Source organism: Sphingomonas yantingensis, assembly GCF_014199325.1.
GTDB classification, from domain to species: Bacteria; Pseudomonadota; Alphaproteobacteria; order Sphingomonadales; family Sphingomonadaceae; genus Sphingomonas; species Sphingomonas yantingensis.
In genome coordinates this window covers 185,786-205,554 of the sequence record NZ_JACIJJ010000002.1, presented here as the reverse complement: position 1 = coordinate 205,554, position 19,769 = coordinate 185,786, and the positions used below count along the sequence as shown (strand labels likewise).

Sequence of the window (19,769 nt, the reverse complement as noted above, 5' to 3'; positions counted from 1 at the left end):
CCGGCCTCGACGTCGCGCGGGGGGCGGCGGTGATGGGCATCCTCCTGCTCAACATCGTCTCGTTCGCGATGCCGGGGGATGCGTACATCAATCCGCTGGCATGGGGATCGGGTCGGCCGGTCGACCTCGCCGTCTGGGCGATCAACCAGTTGCTCTTCGAAGGACGGATGCGCGGGCTGCTCGCGCTGCTGTTCGGCGCGGGCGTCATCCTCGGCGCGGCGCGGGCCGAGCATCGGCTGCGGCGACATTATGCGCGGATGGCGGTGCTGGCGCTGTTCGGCCTCGCGCATGGCTATCTCGTCTGGAACGGGGATATCCTGCTCCATTACGCGATCCTCGGCTGCCTGTTGCCGATCGCGTGGGACTGGTCGGAGGGGCGGCTGGCGCGCGCAGGGATCATCGTGCTGCTCGTCTTTTCCGCGCTGCTAAGCCTGCAATTCGCCGGGCTACTCGGCTTGCAGGCAGCGGCCACCGCACCGGATGCCCCCGCATCGCTGGTCGCGAGCTATCGCGCGATGCTGGCGACGTTTCCGCAGCCGGGTAGCGCGGTCGCCGCCGCGGACCTTGCCGCCTATCGCGGCGACTGGCTGACCATCACCGACTATCGCGTGAACGTGCGCGGCAGTACGCCGCTTCGCCTGCTCGAACTCGCGGGCGGAGAGACGCTAGGCTATATGCTGATCGGCATGGCGCTGGCCCGCGCGGGAATGTTGACCGGCGGGTGGAGCGAGCGCGGCCTGCGGCGGATGATGGTCTGGGGATACGGCATCGGCCTGCCCGTCATCGCCGGCCTGACGATCTGGGCGTTCGCCAGCCGCTTCGATCCGATCGTCCTCATGGGCAATTTCCTCGCTTGGTCGATCCCGTTCCGCGCCGCGACCGCGCTTGCGCATCTGGCGCTGATCCTGTGGCTGGCGCGGCGGTTCGCGGACCGACCGATCGTGCGGCGGATCGCTGCCGTCGGGCGGATGGCGTTCACCCACTACCTCCTCACCAGCTTTGTGATGACGACGATCTTCTATGGCTATGGCCTCGCGCTGTTCGGCCGGGTCGGGCGCGCCGAGCTCTATCTGTTCGTGGCGGGGATGTGGGCGATCATGCTGACCGTATCGCCCTGGTGGCTTGCGCGGTTCGGCATCGGGCCCCTCGAGCGGCTGTGGCGGCTGCTCGCCGCCAGAATTGCGAACGCGACGCAATAGGGCTTGCGCAGCCCGTCCGGCGTAGTTAGAACGAGTCGCAATAGCGAGGAAGCCGATGGTCGTCTGCGTCTGCAATGCCCTACGTGAGCGTGAGGTCCGCGAAGCCGCCCGTGGTGGCGCGATGAGCGCTTGCCAGGCGTATCGCGCGCTGGGATGCCAGGCGAAATGCGGCCAGTGCGTCCCGTTCGCGCGAGCCATTATCGACGCCGAACGCGCGGCTGCCTGACACTCGCAACAGCGCAAAGTCGAGGATTTCAGCCGTTTCCGGCTATCGCCCAAGGCCACTTCGGGCTATCCTAGCCGCCTGTTTCCATCACGGTAAAAGGCCGCGCGCATGAAGGGCGACCCCAAGGTCATCGAGTTTCTGAACACCGCGCTCAAGAACGAGCTGACCGCGATCAACCAGTATTGGCTGCACTATCGCCTGCTCGACCATTGGGGCGTCTACAAGCTCGCCCAGTTCGAGCGGAAGGAATCGATCGAGGAGATGGAGCACGCCGACTGGCTGTCGGAGCGCATCCTGTTCCTCGACGGGCTGCCCAATTTCCAGCTGCTCGGCCGCCTGCGCATCGGCGAGACGGTCGAGGAAGTGCTGAAGGGCGATCTCGCGCTCGAAGAAGAAGCGATCCCGTTGCTGCGCGATGCGATCGAACATTGCGAGAAGGTGCGCGACTATGTCAGCCGCGACCTGTTCCGCCGCATCCTCGACAGCGAGGAAGAGCATCTCGACACGCTGGAGCGTCAGTTCGACATGATCGCGCGCATGGGCATCCAGAACTACGTCCAGCTCAACTCGCAGTCCGAGGCCGACGCCAAGCGCGAGGATTGAGCTCAGTATCGTCGCCCGGCCGCCGCGCCGGGCGACGTTCGAATAGCCTGACCCCTGATCCAAAGGCGCATTGAACGCCGCGTGCGCTGACGCGTTCGCACGCCATCCACGTTCAAGGTCGCCCGTCATTTTTCAGCCAGCCGACGCCGCCCCCCCCGCCACGCGCCCCGAACCCGCCGCCGACGGCCTGCCGATGCCGCGCCGCGCGGTCGCGATCGCGGCGATCTCGTTCGGCACCGCGCTGTTCGTCATCGACGGGGCGATCGCCAATGTCGCGCTGCCGACGATCGCGCGCGACACCGGCGTCGGGCCGGGATCGGTCGTCGCGGTTGTCACGCTCTATCAGCTTGTGCTCGTCATGGGCCTACTTCCCTTCGCCAATCTGGGCGACCGGCTGGGGCATCGGCGGCTGTATCAGATCGGGCAGGTGATCTTCCTCGTCGCCTCGGCCATGAGCCTGCTCGTCACCGGCTTTGCCTCGCTGCTGGCGGTGCGCGTGGGTCAGGCGCTGGGCGCCGGCATGGCGCTCAGCGTGTCGGCGGCGATGCTGCGGTCGATCTATCCCGCCAAGCGCCTCGGTTCGGGCCTCGGCATCAACAGCGTGATCGTCGCCTCGGCCAATGCGCTTGCGCCGACATTGGGCGGCTTCATCGTCGGGCATGCCGACTGGCGCTGGGTGTTCTGCGCCGCGGTGCCGTTCGCGCTCCTGTCGATCCTGCTCGGCCGCGCGCTGCCCGATCCGAAGCCCGTTCCCGGTCATTTTGACTGGACCGGCGGGGTGTGGAGTGCCGCCACGATCGGCGCGATCATCGGCGGGATCGAGCTGGCCGCGCATAGTGCCGCGGTACCGGGCGGCGTGCTGATCGCGGCGGGGGTGATTTCCGCGATCCTGCTCGTCCGGCGTGAGCGCGCGCGGACGCGGCCGGTGCTGCCCGTCGATCTCCTCGGACAGCCGGTGATCGGCCTGTCGGTGCTGGGCGCGATCAGCGGCTTCCTCGCCTCCGCCTCGCTGATCGTCCTGCTCCCCTTCCGGTTCGAGCAGGGGATGGGTTATTCGCCCGAACAGGTGGGGTTGCTGATCCTGCCGGTGCCGCTCACGCTCCTGTTCGTCGCGCCGCTGGCGGGGTGGCTGTCGGACCGGGTGAAGCCTTCGTTCCTCGGCATTGGCGGGTGCGTCATTGCTATCACCGGTTTCATCCTGATCGCGACGATGCCCGCGGATCTCGCCTGGCCGCACATCGCCTGGCGGCTGTCGCTCACCGCCTGCGGCTTCGGCCTGTTCTTCGCGCCTAATTCGCGGCTCATCATCGGCAGCGCGCCGCGCGACCGGGCGGCGGCGGCGGGGGGCCTGCTGTCGACCGGACGACTGCTCGGCCAGACGCTCGGCGCGTCGGTGGTGGGCGTGATGCTGGCGCTCGGCCTTGGTCTCGGCCCCGTGCCCCTGATCGTCGCCGCGTGCTTCTCCGCGCTTGCCCTCCTGTGCAGTGCACTCCGCCTAAAGGCCGGGTGACGCAACCCACGGGAGCGCGGGCCGTTGTCGAGGCCTACCCAATGGAGGATGCACGATGCAGGTCGATCAGCAGGAAGATACCCGGATCCGCGAAGACATGTGGAAGGCGATGGCGAAAAGCCCGTTCGTGATGGTCGGCTTGGTCGGCAGCCACGAGCATTCGGAACCGATGACCGCGCAGCTCGACGAGGATGCCAACAGCGAGTTCTGGTTCTATTGCAACCGCGACAACCGCGTGGCGAAGGGCGGCGAGGCGATGGTGCAGTTCGTCGCCAAAGGCCACGACCTGTTCGCCTGCATCCACGGGACCCTGACCGAGGAAACGCGCCCCGAAATCTTCGACAAATACTGGTCGAAGCCGGTCGAGGCATGGTTCGAGGGTGGCAAGGACGATCCCAACGTCATGATGCTGCGCTTCGACCTCAAGGACGCCGAGATCTGGGAAGCCGACATGTCGCTGACCGGGAAGCTCAAGATGCTGACCGGCCACACGATCCGTCCGCAGGAAGCCGGATCGCACGCCGAAGTGAGCCTCTGAATCGAACGGCGGCGCGGATTCAGTCCGCGCCGCCGCCCTCGATCTCTTCCTTGACCTGTCCGTGCGCGATCAGCGCGAACAAGCCGCTGCCCCCGATCACGTTGCCGAGGAACGCGGGCAGCACGAAGCCGAATGCGACCCAGGCGAGGCTCGCCCGGCCCGAAAGCCACAGCAGCCACGCCTCCGCCGACCCCACCACGACATGCGCAAACCCGCCCGCCGAGACGAGCCAAGTGATCGCGACCACCACCCACAACGCATTCTCGCGCGCATTGGGCAGCACCCAGGCGAGGCTGGCGATCAGGAAGCCCGCAGGAATGCCGAGCACCAGCGTGCGCCCGAAGCTGTTCTCCATCAGGTGCGACGAGAAGGCGATCGCGCCCTCCAGCGTCTCGCCATCGACGATCCACCCTTGCGCGATCATCGCCGCGACGACCAGCGTCCCGATCAAGTTGCCGACCAGCACGATTCCCCATAGGCGGCCCAGCCGCCAGAAATTGCGCGGGCTCGGTTCGGCCACGACCGGGACGACGGCGGTAACGGTCGCCTCGGTAAAGAGCTGCAAATTGCCGAGCACGACGATGATGAAGCCGATCGTGTAGCCCATCGCCACGACCAGTTCGGTCCATTTGGCTTCGGGCAAATCGGCGCGGATCGTCGCCACCGCGATCAGCGATGCGCAGACGGCAATGCCTGCCGCGAGCCCAGAGAAGAACAAGCCGCTCGCCGGGCGCTCGAGCTCTTCATCCCCGGCTTTACGAATGACTTCGTAGATGACGACGGCGGAACCCGTCTCGCGTTCGGCCACGGCCTCCCGCTCGCCCGGGTCGAGGTGCGCGGGCGCGGGTTCCTCGCTCATTCGGCGTGCGCCGCCATCCATTCCTCGACGACGGGCGCGATGCGCGTGCGCCACTTCGACCCGTTGAAGATGCCGTAATGGCCGACGCCCTCGGCCAGCAGATATCGCTTGTGCGCGTCGGGCAGGTTGGTCGCGATCGTCAGCGCCGCCTTGGTCTGGCCGATGCCCGAGATATCGTCGCGCTCGCCCTCAATAGCGAGGATGCCGACGTCGGTGATCGCGCCGGCATCGACTGGCCGCCCGCGATGCGTCATCGTCCCCATGGGCAGCGAATGCTGCTGGAACACCACGTCGATCGTCTGGAGATAGAACTCGGCGGTCATATCACAGACCGCGCGATATTCGTCGTAGAAGCGCATCGTTGCACCCGCGCTCTCGCCGTCGCCCTGCACCAGATGCTTGAACATCTCCCAGTGCGAGATGAGGTGGTTGCCGAGGTTCATGGTCATGAAACCGGCCAGCTGGAGGAAGCCCGGATAGACGCGGCGGCCGGCGCCGGCATAGAGCGACGGCACGGTCGCGATCACGTTCTGCGCGAACCAGGCATGCGGCCGCTCGGTCGCGAGCGTGTTGACCGCGGTCGGCGCCTCGCGCGTGTCGATCGGCCCGCCCATCATGGTGAGCGTGCGCGGGCGGTTGGGATGCTTGTCCGCACTCATCAGCGCGACCGCGGCGTAGCAGGGAACCGAGGGCTGGCAGACCGCCAGCATGTGCGGGCGGGCGTCGCCCTCCGCGCCGATCACGGCGCACCAGTCGGTGACGTAATCGATATAGTCGTCGAGGTCGAAGCGCCCGTCCGCCATCGGCACCAGCTTCGCATCGCGCCAGTCGGTGATGTAGACGTCGGCGACCGGCAGCATCCGCTCGACCGTGCCGCGCAGGAGCGTGGCATAGTGACCCGACATCGGCGCGACGATCAGCAGCTTCGGACCGCCGGTCACCCCCTCTCGCACGAAATGCTTGAGCTGGCCGAACGGCTTGCGCGCGACGATCTCCTCGTGGACCGCCACCTCGCGGCCTTCGATGGTGGTGGTCGTCAGCCCGAACTCGGGCTTGCCGCGCGGTGCGGCGGCGTGGGCGAACACCTCGAGCGCCGAGGCGAGCACCGGGCCGCCGCCGAAATAGGAAAACGGGTTCGCTGGATTGTTGAGCAGCCCTGCGCTGAAATTGGCAAACGCGCTGGCCCCGGCCAGCATCGAGCGTTGCATCTCATAGGCGTCGTAGAGCATTCGGTATCCTTCCTCGCCCCTGCCACCGCGGCGGAAAGGGTTGGGTGACATAGCGCCTGCGAGCGGTAACTCGCAACGACGCCGCGACGATACGCACGTAACACTTTCGTTCGGGTATCGTAACGCCCGTCTTGCCGAGACGTTCAGCGCCTCTGTTTATCTGGGAGCGAGACCGTGGCGCAGAAAGTCCGCCATCTCGGATGCGATGGCCGCTGCCGGACGATCCTCCTCCCACACGCCGAAGCGCAGGCCGAGGAACACGTTCATCCCCATGATCGCCCAGGCATGCGCCGCTCCCACGTCGGCGCGCACCTCGCCCCGGTCGGCGGCGGCGCGCAGCCGCGCCTCGATCCGCTCGGCGGTGACGGCGTAGTGCAGGCGGAAGCTCTCGGCATCGACGAACTCGGCCTCGTCGATGATGCGGTAGATTTCCTTGTGTGCACGCACGAAGTCGATGAAATGGCTGAGCCCCGCCTGTTCGGCGGCGATGCCGTCGGGCGCGGCGCGGATCGCGGGGGCGACGTGGTCGCGCACCTGCGCCGACATGTCGCGCACCAGCGCGCGGAACACCGCGTCCTTCGAGTCGAAATAGGTGTAGAAGCTGCCCAGCGCCACGCCCGCCCGCCGGGTGATCCCGCTGATCGACCCGTCGTGAAAGCCCTTCTCGCCGAACTCGGCGGCGGCGGCGTCGAGGATCGCGCGCAGTGTCCGCCGGCCCCGCTCGGTACGCGGCACCTTACCCTCGCTCGCGGCCTCCGCCTCTTCCATCGCCTCCCCCATTTTCCCAAGTTGAAACCCGGTTCAGGTTTCAGTATAGCCAAAGCGAACCACGCACAACCCGCCGGCAATAGGCGGGATGCGACATAGGGAGGGGATAAGGCCGATGGCTCGCCTGAACACGCGTTTCGTCCAGTTTCTGACGCTCACCGCGGCGCCCGCCGCGCTCTTCGCCATGCCCGCCCACGCGCAGGACGTGCCCGCCGAGCCCGAGGCGCAGGCCGCCGCGACCGAGGCCGGCTCCGCCGCGATCGGCGACCAGGACATCGTCGTGACGGCCCAGCGCCGGTCCGAATCGCTGCTGCGCGTGCCGATCGCCGTCACCGCCTATTCGGGCGAGGCGCTGGAGGCGCAGGGCGCGACCGACCTGTCCGATATCGGCGACACGACGCCCAACGTGACGCTGGAGCCGTCGCGCGGCACCAACTCGACGCTCACCGCCTTCATCCGCGGCGTCGGGCAACAAGACCCGGTGCCCGGCTTCGAGAGCGGCGTCGGCCTCTATCTCGACGACGTGTATCTCAACCGGCCGCAGGCGGCTTTGCTCGACATCTACGACGTCGAGCGGATCGAGGTGCTGCGCGGCCCGCAGGGGACGCTTTACGGCCGCAACACGATCGGCGGGGCGATCAAGTATGTGACCCGCCGCCTGCCCAATGACTTCTCGGTCAATGCCCGCGCCACCTATGGCAGCTACGATCAGGCCGACGGCGTGCTCAGCATCTCCGCACCGCTGACCGACGGCATCCGCGTCGGCGTCGCGGGCGCCCGCATGTCGCGCGGCGGGTTCGGCGAGAACACGACGCTCGGCATCGAGAACTACAACAAGGACGTGTGGGCCGGCCGCGGCACGATCGAGTTCGAGACGCCCGACAGCCGGCTGTTCGTCCGCCTATCCGGCGACTACACGCACGACAAGTCGAACGCGCGCAACGGCCATCGCCTGCTCCCCGGCCTCCTGTCGGGCGCGCCGGTGCTCGAGAATGTGTACGACACCCGCGCCGGCCTCGCTTTTCCGAAGAACGATATCGAGGCGGGCGGCCTCGCCATGAACATCAGTGCGGAGATCGCCACCGGCCTGACGCTGCGCAGCATCAGTGCGTGGCGCCAGGACCGCAGCCTGACGCCGATCGACTTCGATGCGCTGCCTTCGGTCGATGTCGATGTGCCTGCGGTCTATCGCAACGAGCAGCTGAGCCAGGAATTCCAGCTCGCCTATGAAAGCGACCGGCTGAAGGGCCTTGTCGGCTTCTACTATCTCGACGCGCGCGCCTCGACCCGGTTCGACGTGATCCTTGCGACGACCGGCCCGGCGCTCGGCCTGCCTGTCTCGGCCGGGTTCGGGCAGCAGACCGCGGGCGACGTGCGGACCGATACCTGGTCGGGCTTTGCCGACTTCACCTTTGACGTGACCGACTGGCTCGCAGTGACGGGCGGCATCCGGTACACCAGCGACACGCGCAAATCGACGATCTTCAAGGCCAACCGCCTGGGCGGCGCGGACCCGCAGTTCGGCGGCGCGGGCCGCAACCTCGGCAATCCGATCACCAACTTCACCGGCGAGGCGACGTTCGAGAAATGGACGCCCCGCGCGGTCGTCACGGTGACGCCCAGCGACACCTTCCTCGCCTATGCCTCCTACTCCAAGGGGTTCAAGGGCGGCGGCTTCGACCCGCGCGGATCGGCCAACATCGCGCCCAACAACAACGGCGTGCCCGGCATCCAGTATGACGATATCTACGACTTCTTCCTTTTCGATCCCGAAGAGGTGAACAGCTATGAAGTGGGCGTGAAGGGTTCGTTGTTCGACCGCGCCTTCACCTATGCGGTGACGGGCTTCTACGCGGACTACAAAAACGTGCAGGTTCCGGGATCGGTCGGCGTCGACGCCAATGGCGACGGCATCTTCGAGGGATTCGCCGGCGTCACCACCAACGCCGCCGCCGCGACGCTGAAGGGTATCGAGGCGGAGCTCTTCGCCCGCCTCGCCCGCGATTTCGCCGGCGCGGGCAGCCAAGTCACGCTGTCGGGCACGCTCGGCTATATCGACGCCAAGTATGACAGCTTCATCGGCCCGGCGGGCAATCAGGTCGCCGATTTCCGCCGCATCCAGAACACGCCCGACTGGACGGTGTCGGGCACGCTCGGTACGATCCTGCCGATTGGGCCGGGCGAGCTCAACGCCTCGACCACCGTCAGCTATCGCAGCGACACGACGCAGTTCGAGGTGCCAAATCCGTTCCTCGACCAGCCGGGCTATGCGCTGTGGGATGCTAGCATCAACTATCGCTTCGGCCCCGACAATCGCTACTCGATCGGCCTGCATGGCAAGAACCTGACCGACGAGCGGTACATCACCTCGGGCTACCTCTTTGCCGTGTCGAACCCGCAGACCGGCTTGCCGATCATCACCCCGGCGGGCGGCATCACCCCGTCGCTGGGGCGTGAGGGGGTGGCGACCGCCTTCTACGGCAATCCGCGCCAGTTCTACGTGACGCTCGGGCTCAAGTTCTAAAAGGGGGAATGGGCGGGCGGCTTCGGCCGTTCGCCCGTTTTGTTTCAAGACGCTTGGCATCGCGCGCGGTTCGCGTAAGCTCTGCCCAAACATTCGAGGATCGGGTATGGCGAGCAGCGCAGTGGACGCACGGGGCCGGTTGACGGAGGTGACGCCCGGCTATCGCGCGCTGGTTCTCGCGATGCTGCTGGTCGTCTACACCTTCAACTTCCTCGACCGACAGATTCTCGGCATCCTCGTCCAGCCGATCAAGGCCGAACTTGGCCTCACCGACACGCAGCTCGGCGCGCTCGGCGGCATCGCCTTTGCCATGCTCTATTCGACGCTTGCCATCCCGCTTGCGCTGATCGCCGACCGGACGAGCCGCAGCTGGGTCATCACCATCTCGCTCGGCATCTGGAGCGCGTTCACGGCGCTGTGCGGCATGGCGACCAGTTTCTGGCAGCTCTTCGCCTTCCGCATCGGCGTGGGCGTGGGCGAGGCGGGCGGCGTCGCCCCCTCCTATGCGATGATCTCCGACTATTTCCCGCCCAACCGCCGCGCCAAGGCGCTGGCCATCTACTCGCTCGGCATCCCGATCGGGCTGGCGGGCGGGTCGATCCTCGGCGGATACATCGCCGCGACGGTCGACTGGCGGACCGCGTTCCTCGTCGTCGGCGTGGCGGGCGTCGTCATCGCGCCGATCTTCCGCCTGATCGTGCGCGAGCCGGCGCGGGGCATGAGCGATCCCGTGCCCCCCGCGACCGAGCGCGTGCCAGTCGGCCGCGTCTTCGCGATCCTCGCGAAGAAGCCGAGCTTCTGGCTGATGGGCTTCGCGGCGGGGTTCAGTTCGATGTGCGGCTACGGCCTCGCCTATTGGATGCCCTCGGTCCTCATCCGCAGCTTCGGGTTCGAGCTGTTCGACGCGGCGCTTTACATGGGGTCGGTGCTGCTGGTGGGCGGCAGTGCGGGCGTGCTGCTCGGCGGCGTGCTTGCCGACAAGCTAGGGGCCGACAAGGGCGTCTATGCCAAGCTGCCGATGATCGCGTGGCTCATCACCGTGCCCTTGTTCGCGGGCGGGCTGCTGGCGAGCGGATCGCCCCGGCTCGCCTGGGCGCTGCTCCTCATCCCCAACGGGTTCAACATCCTGTGGCTGGGGCCGGTGACGACCGCGGTACAGGGCCTCGTCCCCCCGCCGATGCGCGCGACGGCAAGCGCGTCGTTCCTGCTCATCAACAACCTCGTGGGCCTCGGCCTCGGCTCATGGATCATGGGCGCGATGGCCGATTCGATGAAGGCGAGCCTCGGCGACGATGCGCTGCGCTGGGCAGCGATCGCGGCGCTAGGCTTCTATCTCGTGGCGGCTGGACTGATGGCGCTGGCGATCAAGCACCTGCGCCGGGATTGGCACGCGGCCTAACGCGCCCCGCCCCACTTCCGCTTCGTCTTCCCGAACCGGTCCTTCCTCGTTCCCGGCTTGCCCTCGTTCGACCGCCCCATGATCGGCGCCTTCTTCTCATGATCCGGTAGCCCCAGTTCCTCCGCCTCTAGCGAGCGGATTTCGTCGCGGATGCGGCCGGCTTCCTCGAACTCGAGGTCTGATGCGGCCTTGCGCATCTTCTTTTCGAGCTCCTCGATGTACGCGCGCAGGTTGTGGCCGACCATGTGCGGGCGGTCGTCGCCGATCTCGACCGTGACCTGGTCCTGCTGCGACACGTGCTTGATGATGTCGCCGATGTCGCGGCGGATCGTCTGCGGCGTGATGCCGTGCTCGGCGTTGTACGCCTCCTGCTTCTCGCGCCGGCGGCCAGTTTCGTTGAGCGCGCGCTCCATCGATCCCGTCATGCGGTCGGCATAGAGGATCACGCGCCCGTCGACGTTGCGCGCTGCGCGGCCGATCGTCTGGATCAGCGACGTTTCGGAGCGGAGGAACCCTTCCTTGTCGGCATCGAGGATCGCGACTAGCCCGCATTCGGGGATATCGAGCCCCTCGCGCAGCAGGTTGATGCCGATCAGCACGTCGTACACGCCCATGCGCAGGTCGCGGATCAGCTCGATGCGCTCCAGCGTCTCGACGTCGGAGTGCATGTAGCGGACCTTGATCCCCGCCTCGTGCATATATTCGGTCAGGTCCTCGGCCATCCGCTTGGTGAGCGTGGTGACGAGCGTGCGATAGCCGGCCTCGGTCGTCTTGCGCGCCTCGACGATCAGGTCCTGCACCTGCTCCTCGACAGGCTTGATCTCGACCGGCGGGTCGATGAGGCCGGTGGGGCGGATGACCTGTTCGACGAAGACGCCGCCGGTCTGCTCCATCTCCCACCCGCCGGGCGTCGCGGAGACGCAGACGGTCTGCGGCCGCATCGCGTCCCATTCGTTGAAGCGCAGCGGCCGGTTGTCGATGCACGACGGCAGGCGGAAGCCATACTCCGCCAGCGTGATCTTGCGCCGGTGATCGCCGCGCGCCATCGCGCTGATCTGGCCGATCGTCTGGTGGCTCTCGTCGACGAACAGCATCGCGTTTTCGGGCAGATATTCGAACAGCGTCGGCGGCGGCTCGCCGGGCAGGCGGCCGGTCAGGAAGCGGCTGTAATTCTCGATCCCCGCGCACGACCCCGTGGCGGCGATCATCTCGAGGTCGAAGTTCGTCCGCTGCTCCAGCCGCTGTGCCTCGAGGAGCTTGCCCTCCGCCTGCAACTCCTTCAGCCGCTCCTCCAGCTCGTGCCGGATCGCGTGCGTGGCCTGCTTCATCGTGGGGCCGGGCGTCACATAGTGGCTGTTGGCATAGATGCGGATCGAATTGAGGCTGGCGACCTTCTGCCCGGTCAGCGGATCGAACTCGGTGATCTCCTCGATCTCGTCGCCGAAGAAGCTGATCCGCCAGGCGCTGTCCTCATAGTGCGAGGGGAAGAGTTCGAGGCTGTCGCCGCGCACCCGGAACGCACCGCGCTGGAACGCGGCGTCGTTGCGCTTGTACTGGAGCGCGACAAGCTTGCGGATGATCTCGCGCTGGTCGTGCGTCTCGCCCTTTTTCAGGTCGAAGATCATCGCCGAATAGGTCTCGACCGAGCCGATGCCGTAAAGGCACGACACCGAGGCAACGATCAGCACGTCGTCGCGTTCGAGCAAGGACCGGGTGGCCGAGTGGCGCATCCGGTCGATCGCCTCGTTGATCGAGCTTTCCTTCTCGATGTACGTGTCCGACCGCGGCACATAGGCTTCGGGCTGATAATAGTCGTAATAGCTGACGAAATATTCGACCGCGTTGTCGGGAAAAAACGACTTGAACTCGCCGTAGAGCTGCGCGGCGAGGATCTTGTTGGGGGCAAGGATCAGCGCGGGGCGCTGCACCGCCTCGATCACCTTGGCCATGGTGAAGGTCTTGCCCGAGCCCGTGACACCGAGCAGCACCTGATCCCGCTCCCCTGCCTCCGCCTGCTCGACCAACTCCTTGATCGCGGTCGGCTGGTCGCCGGAGGGGGTGTATTCGCTGACGAGCTTGAACCTTTTGCCCCCTTCCGCCTTAGGCGGCCGCGCGGGGCGGTGAGGGACGAAGCTCTGCCCGGTTTCGGGCTCGGCCAGGCTGGTGCGGATCTGGATCGCCATGGCCGAGATATGAGAACGAAGCGGGGACGGGGCAATGGGGGGGGCCTTCTACCTCCCCTCCCTTCCAGGGAGGGGAGAGGATCAGTTGAATTCCGTCCCCTCGAACTTCAGCGGCTCGCCCTGTGCCGTTCCCACCAACGCATCCTCCCACATCGCCGTCTGCCCGCGGATGATCGTGCCGATCGGCTTGCCAGTCAGGTCCCAGCCCTCGAACGGAGACCAGCCGCAGCGCGACGCGAGCCAGTCGGCGCTCACCGTCCAGCGGCGCTTCAGGTCGACGACGGTGAAGTCGGCGTCATAGCCCATCGCGATCCGGCCCTTCCGCACCAAGCCGAAGATGCGCTGCGGCCCCGCGCTGGTCAGGTCGATCAGCCGCTGGAGCGTCAGCCGCCCCTCCGCCACATGGTTGAGCATCAGCGGTAGCAGCGTCTGTACGCCGGGCATGCCGCTGGGGCTGGCGGGGTAGGCGCGTTCCTTCTCCGCGATCGTATGCGGCGCGTGGTCGGAGCCGATGACGTCGGGCACCCCCTGCCCCATCCAGTGCCACAGGCCGTCACGGTGTGCGCCCGATCGGATCGGCGGGTTCATCTGCGCATAGGTGCCGATCCGCGCATAGGCTTCCTCGCCCGCCAGCGTCAGGTGTTGGGGCGTCACCTCGCACGTCGCGATGTCCTTGTGCTGGGCGAGCAGTTCGAGTTCGGCCGGCGTCGAGATGTGGAGGACGTGGATGCGCCGCTTGGCTTCCCGCGCCAGCCGCAGGATGCGGCGCGTCGCCAGCATCGCGCTCTCGTCGTCGCGCCAGACGGGGTGCGATGCGGGGTCGCCGTTGATGCGGTGCTCTGCCGCGCGCTCGTTCATCCGCGCCTCGTCCTCGGCATGGATCGCGACGCGGCGGGTGCCGGAGGCGAGGACGCGCGACAGCGCCTCGTCCTCCGCGACCAGGAGGTTGCCGGTGGAGGAGCCCATGAAGATCTTGACCCCCGCGGTGCCCGGCATCCGCTCCAGCGCGCGCAGTTCCTCGGCATTCTGGCCGGTCGCGCCGACATAGAAGGCGTGGTCGCACCACATGCGATGATGCGCACGCGCGAGCTTGTCGAGGATCGCGCCCTCATTGTCGGTATTGGGGTTGGTGTTCGGCATCTCGAACACCGCGGTCACGCCGCCCATCACGGCGGCGACACTGCCGCTTTCGAGGTCTTCCTTGTGCTCGAGGCCGGGCTCGCGGAAATGGACTTGGCTGTCGATGACACCGGGCAGCACGTCGAGGCCGGTGACGTCGATCGTGGCGCCCGCGTCGCCGCTCCCGCCGATCGCCGCGATCCGGCCCTCGCGCACGAACACGTCGACCTGCGCCGGCCCGCCGGGCAGATGCACGGTGCCGCCGGAAAGCTTCAGGTCGTAGGTCATGGCCGCCTCTTTCGCTGTCGTCGCGGACCTCTTACGTCCTGACCATGAGCGATGCCACCCACCTTGCCGACCGTTCGATCATCCGCCTGTCGGGGGAGGACGTGCGCGGCTACCTCCAGGGCCTCGTCACCCACGACGTGCGCGAGCTCGTGGAGGGCCACCCGGTCTGGACCGCGCTGCTCAGTCCGCAGGGCAAGGCGCTTTTCGACTTCATCCTCTGGGCCGAGGGCGACGACGTGCTGGTCGATGCCGAGGCGGCGCGGGCCGAGGCGCTGGCGAAGCGGCTGACCCTCTATCGCTTGCGCCGCGCGATCACGATTCAGATTGAGCCTGCGCGTTTCGTCCACTGGTCGCCCGCGGGGCTCGACCAGCCCGCCGATCCGCGGCTGGCGGCTCTCGGCCATCGCTGGCTGTCGGAAGAGGCCGGGGCGGATGCCAGCGACGCGTGGCGCGCGCATCGCCTGTCACTCGGCGTGACCGAGGGGGTTGGCGAACTCGGCGACGCCGAGACGCTGTGGCTGGAGGCGAATGCGCGCGAGCTGAACGGCGTGAGCTTCACCAAGGGATGTTATGTCGGGCAGGAGAATACCGCCCGGATGCACCACCGCGCGAAGGTCAATCGCCGGCTGGTCGTCGCACCGCTGGGCGAGCCGGGACCACGGACGCGGGCGACCTACCCCGACCTCGGCCTGATGGTCGAGCATCGCCGGGTGGAGGGGCTGGGCGATGCCCTCGTCCCCAATTGGCTGGCGGCGGCGCTGCGCGAGGACGGCGCCGCCTGATCGTTCAGCCCGCCACCACCGCCTGCTCGATCGCGCCGAAGATCGAGTGGTGCCTGTCGTCCTCGGCCCAGATGCGGACGGTGTCGCCAGCCTTCAGGAACGGCGTCGTCGCCGCGCCGCCCTTGATCGTCTCGACCGTGCGGATCTCGGCAATGCAGGAATAGCCGACGCCGCCCTCGGCAATGGGCTTGCCCGGCCCGCCATCGGCGTCGCGGTTCGAGACGGTGCCCGACCCGATGATCGTCCCAGCCCCCAGCGCGCGCGTCCTGGCCGCGTGCGCGATCAGCGTGCCGAAGTCGAAGGTCATGTCCTGGCCCGCCTCCGCCCGGCCGAAGGGCTGGCCGTTGAGGTCGACGTTCAGGCGGCGGTGGAGCTTGCCGTCCTGCCACCAGTCGCCCAGTGATTCGGGCGTCACGAACACCGGCGAAAATGCGCTGGCAGGCTTGGACTGAAAGAAGCCGAACCCCTTGGCGAGTTCGCCGGGGATCAGCCCGCGCAGCGACACGTCGTTGGTTAGCCCGACGAGGCGAACGGCGGCCAGCGCCTCCTCCCGGTTCGCGCCCTGCGCCACGTCGCCGGTCACGACGACGACCTCGGCCTCGAGATCACAGCCCCAGCTTTCGTCGGCCAGCGGGATCGGATCGCGGGGGGCGAGGAAACCGTCCGAGCCGCCCTGATACATCAGCGGATCGTGCCAGAAGCTCTCGGGCATCTCCGCCCCGCGCGCCTGCCGCACCAGCGCGACATGGTTCACGTACGCGGAGCCGTCCGCCCACTGATACGCGCGCGGCAGCGGCGAGGCGGCGTCGCGCTCGTGGAACCGCTCGCGCGGGATGACTTCGTGATCGAGGTCGGTTGCCAGGTTCTGAAGATCGCCCGACACGCGGTCCCAGTCGTCGAGCGCCGCCTGCAGCGTGGGCGCGATCTGGCTGGCATCGGCGTACCAGGCAAGGTCGCTCGACACGACCACCAGACGACCGTCGCGTCCCGCTTTCAGGCTTGCCAGTTTCATATGTCTCTCCACATCCTCTGCCCCATCCTTAGCCCGCTCTCGCCCCATGTCGAGCGACCCTGCGTGGGTGATTGACAAGTCCCTGAAATCCCCGTCATCGCTGACGCATGCATTCGGGGCTGCGCTTTCTGGACCATCCGGGCGAGATGGCGGCGCGCATCCGCGAAAAGGACTGGCGCGGCCATCCGCTCGGCCCGCCGGAGACGTGGCCGCAGGCGCTGCGATTCAGCCTCAATCTCTGTCTAGCCTCGTCCTTCCCGATGGCGATCTATTGGGGGCCGGACTTCCACCTCCTCTATAACGACGCGTGGTCGGCGATCCCGGCCGACCGGCACCCCTGGGCGCTGGGGCGGCCGGGGGCGGAGGTCTGGGCCGACATCTGGGACGTGGTCGGCCCGGCGTTCGACACGGCGATGCGCGACGGCACTCCGTTCGCCAGTTTCGACCAGCTTCTGATGATGGAGCGGGACGGCGTTCCGCAGGAGACCTACTGGAATTATTCGGGCACGCCGATCCGCGACGAGTTCGGCCACGTCGCCGGTGTGCTCAACCAAGGCAACGAGACGACGCGCTTCGTGCTCGCCGAGCGCGAGAGTCGGGCCGAGATCGAGCGGCTGAACGAATTGTTCCAGCAATCGCCGGGCGCCGTCGCGCTGGTCGCGGGTCCGGACCATCGGTTCGAGATGGCGAACGACACGTACCTCGAACTGATCGGCCGGCGCGACGTGATCGGCCGTGCGGTGCGAGAGGTCGTGCCCGAAGTGGTCGAGCAGGGCTTCGCCGACCTGCTCGACAATGTGCGCCTAACCGGCAAGACCTATCGCGCGTGGGGCGCGCGGATCATGCTGGCACGCGGCGGCAGCGCGCCGCTCGAGGAACGGATCGTCGATTTCGTCTATCAGCCGATCCGTGACGGCACGGGCGAGGTCGCGCGCATCTTCATCGAGGCGACCGACGTTACCGACCGCGCCGTCGCCGAACGCGCGCTTGAAGAGAGTCAGGCACGCCTCGAACTCGCGCTACAGGCGGCACAGGGCGTCGGCGTCTGGGACTGGGACGTGGTCAACGACCGCGTGACCGCCGATGGCAGCTTCGCGCGGCTTTACGGTGCGGAGGGCGGCGATCCGGCCGAAGGCGCGCCGCTCGAAGACTTTTTCGCCGCGATCCATCCCGACGATGCCGAGCGGGTCCGTGCCTCGATCGACGCAACCTTGCTCCACGGCACCGCGTTCTCCGAGGAATACCGCCTCGTCCAGCCCGACGGCTCGATCCGCTGGGTGATGGCTGAGGGGCGGGCGATGCGCGGCGAGGGCGGCGCGATGGTGCGCTTCCCCGGCATCACTTTCGACATCACCCAGCGCAAGGCCGCTGAGGAAGCGGCGCGGGCGACGACCGAGGAACTGCGCCAGGCGACCGAGACGCAGGCGTTCATCTACTCGCTCGCCGAACGGCAACGTGGGCTCGACACTCCCGATGCGATCATGCGCCTGACCGCGGCGGCGCTGGGCCGGCGGATGGAGCTCGACCGCGTCGGCTTCTACCGCATCGCCGCGGACGGCAGCGCCTGGTTCGGTCCTGGCTGGACCAGCGGGCGCCTGCCGCTGATGCGCGGGTCCCTGTCGGCGGACGAACTCGGTCTGCCCATGACCGAGGCCTATCGCGAGGGTCGGACGCTCGTCAGCGCCGATTGTGCCAGCGACGAATGCGTCGCGGGCAGCGCGGTCAGCCGGCTGACCGCCGCAGTCATCGGCGTGCCCCTGCTGCGACAGGGGCGCTGGCTTGCCACCCTCTACGTCAATCAGGCGGAACCGCGCGCCTGGAACCCGGAGGATATCGCCTTCGTCGAGGCGGTGGCCGAAATCTCCTGGGATGCGGTCGAGCGCGCCAACGCCGTCGCCGCGCTGCGCGAGAGCGAGGCGCAGTTCCGCGCGATCACCGATTCGATCGACCACATGGTCTGGGCCGCGACACCCGACGGCGCAATCGATTATTACAATGCGCGCTGGTACGAATATACCGGCAGCGCCCCGGGCAGCACCGATGGCGATGCCTGGGACCGTGTGCTCCACCCCGACGACCGTGACGGCGCGTTCGCCGCCTGGGGCGAGGCGGTCGAAACCGGCCACGACTATCAGCGCGAATACCGCATCTGGCACGCGCCGAGTGGCAGCTATCGCTGGGCGATGGGCCGCGCGGCGGCGGTGCGCGACAGCGACGGGCGCGTCACCCGCTGGTTCGGCACTACGACCGATATTCAGACCGTGGTCGAGGCGCGCGACGTCCTCGCCCGCTCGCGCGAGGATCTGGAACGCGCGGTCGAGGAACGGACCCGCCAGTTGATGGCCGCGGAAGAACAGCTGCGTCAGGCGCAGAAGATGGAGGCGGTCGGCCAGTTGACCGGCGGCATCGCGCACGACTTCAACAACATGCTCGCCGTCGTCATCGGCGCGCTCGACCTGCTCGAGCGGCGGGTGGCGCAGGGATCGACCGATATCGCCCGCTATCTGACCGCGGCGCGCGATGGCGCGACGCGGGCGGCAGGGCTGACGCAGCGGCTGCTCGCCTTTGCGCGCCAGACGCCGCTGGCGCCGCGGCCGATCGACCTCGACGCGATGGTGAAGGGGATGCTCGACCTGCTCGTCCGCACGATCGGCGACGATATCCGGGTCGAGACGCATCTGGCCGGCGACCTGCGCCCCGCGGTCGCCGACCCCAGCCAGCTCGAAAACGTGGTCCTCAACCTTGCCGTCAACGCGCGCGACGCGATGGCCGGCGGCGGCACGCTGACGATCGCGACCAGCCAGCACCGCGTCGAGGGGGAGGAGGCCGAACGCTACGGCGTCGCCCCCGGCGATTTCCTGCGCCTCTGCGTCGCGGATACCGGCGCGGGCATGCCGCCCGACGTGGTCCGCCGCGCGTTCGAGCCGTTCTTCACCACCAAGGCGGTGGGCAAGGGCACGGGCCTAGGCCTCAGCCAGGTATTCGGCTTCGTGCGTCAGTCGGGGGGGCATGTCCGGATCGATTCGACGCCGGGCGAGGGGACGTCGGTGCACCTCTACCTCCCCTGCGCCGCGGCCGAAGCGACGGCCCCGCGCGATCGCGCGGCGGCCGATCGCGAGCCGCCGCGCGCGCGGCCGGGCGAGCGCGTGCTGGTGGTCGAGGACGAGGAGCGCGTCCGCAGCTTCTCGGTCGAGGCGCTGCGCGACCTCGGCTACGGCGTCGATGCTGCAGCGAGCGGGCCGGAGGCGCTGGCGGTGATCGACGCGGGGCTGCGACCCAGCCTGCTCTTCACCGACATGGTGATGCCCGACATGACCGGCCGCGAGCTGGCCGATGCCGCGCGCCGACGCGTGCCGGAACTGCGCGTCCTGTTCACCAGCGGCTATACCCGCGAGCAGCGGGCCGAGGGGGTCGCAGGCGGCCCACCACTCCTGCCCAAGCCGTTCAACCTCCAGCAACTGGCCGACCGCGTGCGCGAGGCGCTCGACCGCTGATCCCACCACGGGTGGACGAACCGCCCCCCTCGCGAT

General features: G+C 67.9%; 15 protein-coding genes. 9 read left to right on the top strand and 6 right to left on the bottom strand.

The window, feature by feature from the left end; all coding sequences use genetic code 11:
• Positions 1-32: 32 nt before the first annotated feature.
• The 5 genes from FHR19_RS07200 (at position 33) to FHR19_RS07180 (ending at position 4,076) form a co-directional block, all read left to right on the top strand.
• Complete coding sequence (locus FHR19_RS07200) at positions 33-1,199, top strand: DUF418 domain-containing protein (RefSeq protein ID WP_184026428.1); 1,167 nt, start codon at positions 33-35, stop codon at positions 1,197-1,199.
• A 55-nt stretch (positions 1,200-1,254) separates the two neighbouring features.
• The gene (locus FHR19_RS07195; protein WP_096343456.1) at positions 1,255-1,425 is read left to right on the top strand and encodes a (2Fe-2S)-binding protein; all 171 of its coding nucleotides are present in this window, start codon (positions 1,255-1,257) and stop codon (positions 1,423-1,425) included.
• Positions 1,426-1,533: 108 nt separating this feature from the next.
• A complete protein-coding gene (bfr, locus tag FHR19_RS07190; RefSeq protein WP_184026426.1) occupies positions 1,534-2,028 on the top strand; it encodes a bacterioferritin in 495 nt (164 codons plus the stop codon).
• Positions 2,029-2,221: 193 nt separating this feature from the next.
• Positions 2,222-3,538 carry an MFS transporter gene (locus tag FHR19_RS07185; protein ID WP_184026424.1) on the top strand — a complete coding sequence of 439 codons (1,317 nt, stop codon included), beginning with the start codon at positions 2,222-2,224 and terminating at the stop codon, positions 3,536-3,538.
• A gap of 55 nt (positions 3,539-3,593) precedes the next feature.
• Positions 3,594-4,076 (top strand): pyridoxamine 5'-phosphate oxidase family protein, encoded by a 483-nt coding sequence (locus tag FHR19_RS07180; RefSeq protein WP_184026422.1) that lies wholly within the window; start codon positions 3,594-3,596, stop codon positions 4,074-4,076.
• 19 nt (positions 4,077-4,095) lie between these two features.
• Here the strand turns inward: FHR19_RS07180 and FHR19_RS07175 are convergent, their stop codons facing one another.
• From FHR19_RS07175 to FHR19_RS07165, 3 genes are all read right to left on the bottom strand, one after another.
• Positions 4,096-4,935: a formate/nitrite transporter family protein gene (locus tag FHR19_RS07175; RefSeq protein ID WP_184026420.1), complete on the bottom strand. Its 840-nt coding sequence runs from the start codon at positions 4,933-4,935 to the stop codon at positions 4,096-4,098.
• On the bottom strand, positions 4,932-6,164 hold the full coding sequence (locus FHR19_RS07170) for a polyhydroxyalkanoate depolymerase (RefSeq protein ID WP_184026418.1): 1,233 nt from the start codon (positions 6,162-6,164) through the stop codon (positions 4,932-4,934). Before FHR19_RS07170 ends, FHR19_RS07175 begins: the two co-directional genes overlap by 4 nt.
• Positions 6,165-6,320: 156 nt before the next feature.
• Entirely contained in the window at positions 6,321-6,932 is a 612-nt protein-coding gene (locus FHR19_RS07165) for a TetR/AcrR family transcriptional regulator (RefSeq protein ID WP_184027591.1), read from the bottom strand.
• A gap of 115 nt (positions 6,933-7,047) precedes the next feature.
• Here FHR19_RS07165 and FHR19_RS07160 point away from each other — a divergent pair, with 115 nt between their 5' ends.
• Both FHR19_RS07160 and FHR19_RS07155 read left to right on the top strand, forming a co-directional pair.
• On the top strand, positions 7,048-9,456 hold the full coding sequence (locus FHR19_RS07160) for a TonB-dependent receptor (RefSeq protein ID WP_184026416.1): 2,409 nt from the start codon (positions 7,048-7,050) through the stop codon (positions 9,454-9,456).
• A 106-nt stretch (positions 9,457-9,562) separates the two neighbouring features.
• Positions 9,563-10,855, top strand: coding sequence for a spinster family MFS transporter (locus FHR19_RS07155; RefSeq protein ID WP_184026414.1), 1,293 nt, complete (start codon positions 9,563-9,565; stop codon positions 10,853-10,855).
• Here the strand turns inward: FHR19_RS07155 and uvrB are convergent.
• Both uvrB and FHR19_RS07145 read right to left on the bottom strand, forming a co-directional pair.
• Positions 10,852-13,038 (bottom strand): excinuclease ABC subunit UvrB, encoded by a 2,187-nt coding sequence (uvrB, locus tag FHR19_RS07150; RefSeq protein ID WP_184026412.1) that lies wholly within the window; start codon positions 13,036-13,038, stop codon positions 10,852-10,854. The genes FHR19_RS07155 and uvrB overlap by 4 nt on opposite strands.
• Positions 13,039-13,119: 81 nt before the next feature.
• On the bottom strand, positions 13,120-14,445 hold the full coding sequence (locus tag FHR19_RS07145) for a dihydroorotase (protein WP_184026410.1): 1,326 nt from the start codon (positions 14,443-14,445) through the stop codon (positions 13,120-13,122).
• Between the two features lie 44 nt (positions 14,446-14,489).
• Here FHR19_RS07145 and ygfZ point away from each other — a divergent pair, with 44 nt between their 5' ends.
• Complete coding sequence (ygfZ, locus tag FHR19_RS07140) at positions 14,490-15,227, top strand: CAF17-like 4Fe-4S cluster assembly/insertion protein YgfZ (protein ID WP_184026408.1); 738 nt, start codon at positions 14,490-14,492, stop codon at positions 15,225-15,227.
• A gap of 4 nt (positions 15,228-15,231) precedes the next feature.
• On the opposite strand, the gene FHR19_RS07135 is transcribed toward ygfZ, so the two are convergent.
• On the bottom strand, positions 15,232-16,239 hold the full coding sequence (locus tag FHR19_RS07135) for a fumarylacetoacetate hydrolase family protein (RefSeq protein WP_184026406.1): 1,008 nt from the start codon (positions 16,237-16,239) through the stop codon (positions 15,232-15,234).
• Positions 16,240-16,346: 107 nt separating this feature from the next.
• Between FHR19_RS07135 and FHR19_RS07130 the strand changes: the two genes are divergently transcribed.
• A complete protein-coding gene (locus FHR19_RS07130) occupies positions 16,347-19,733 on the top strand; it encodes a PAS domain-containing protein (protein ID WP_246359386.1) in 3,387 nt (1,128 codons plus the stop codon).
• Positions 19,734-19,769: the final 36 nt, after the last annotated feature.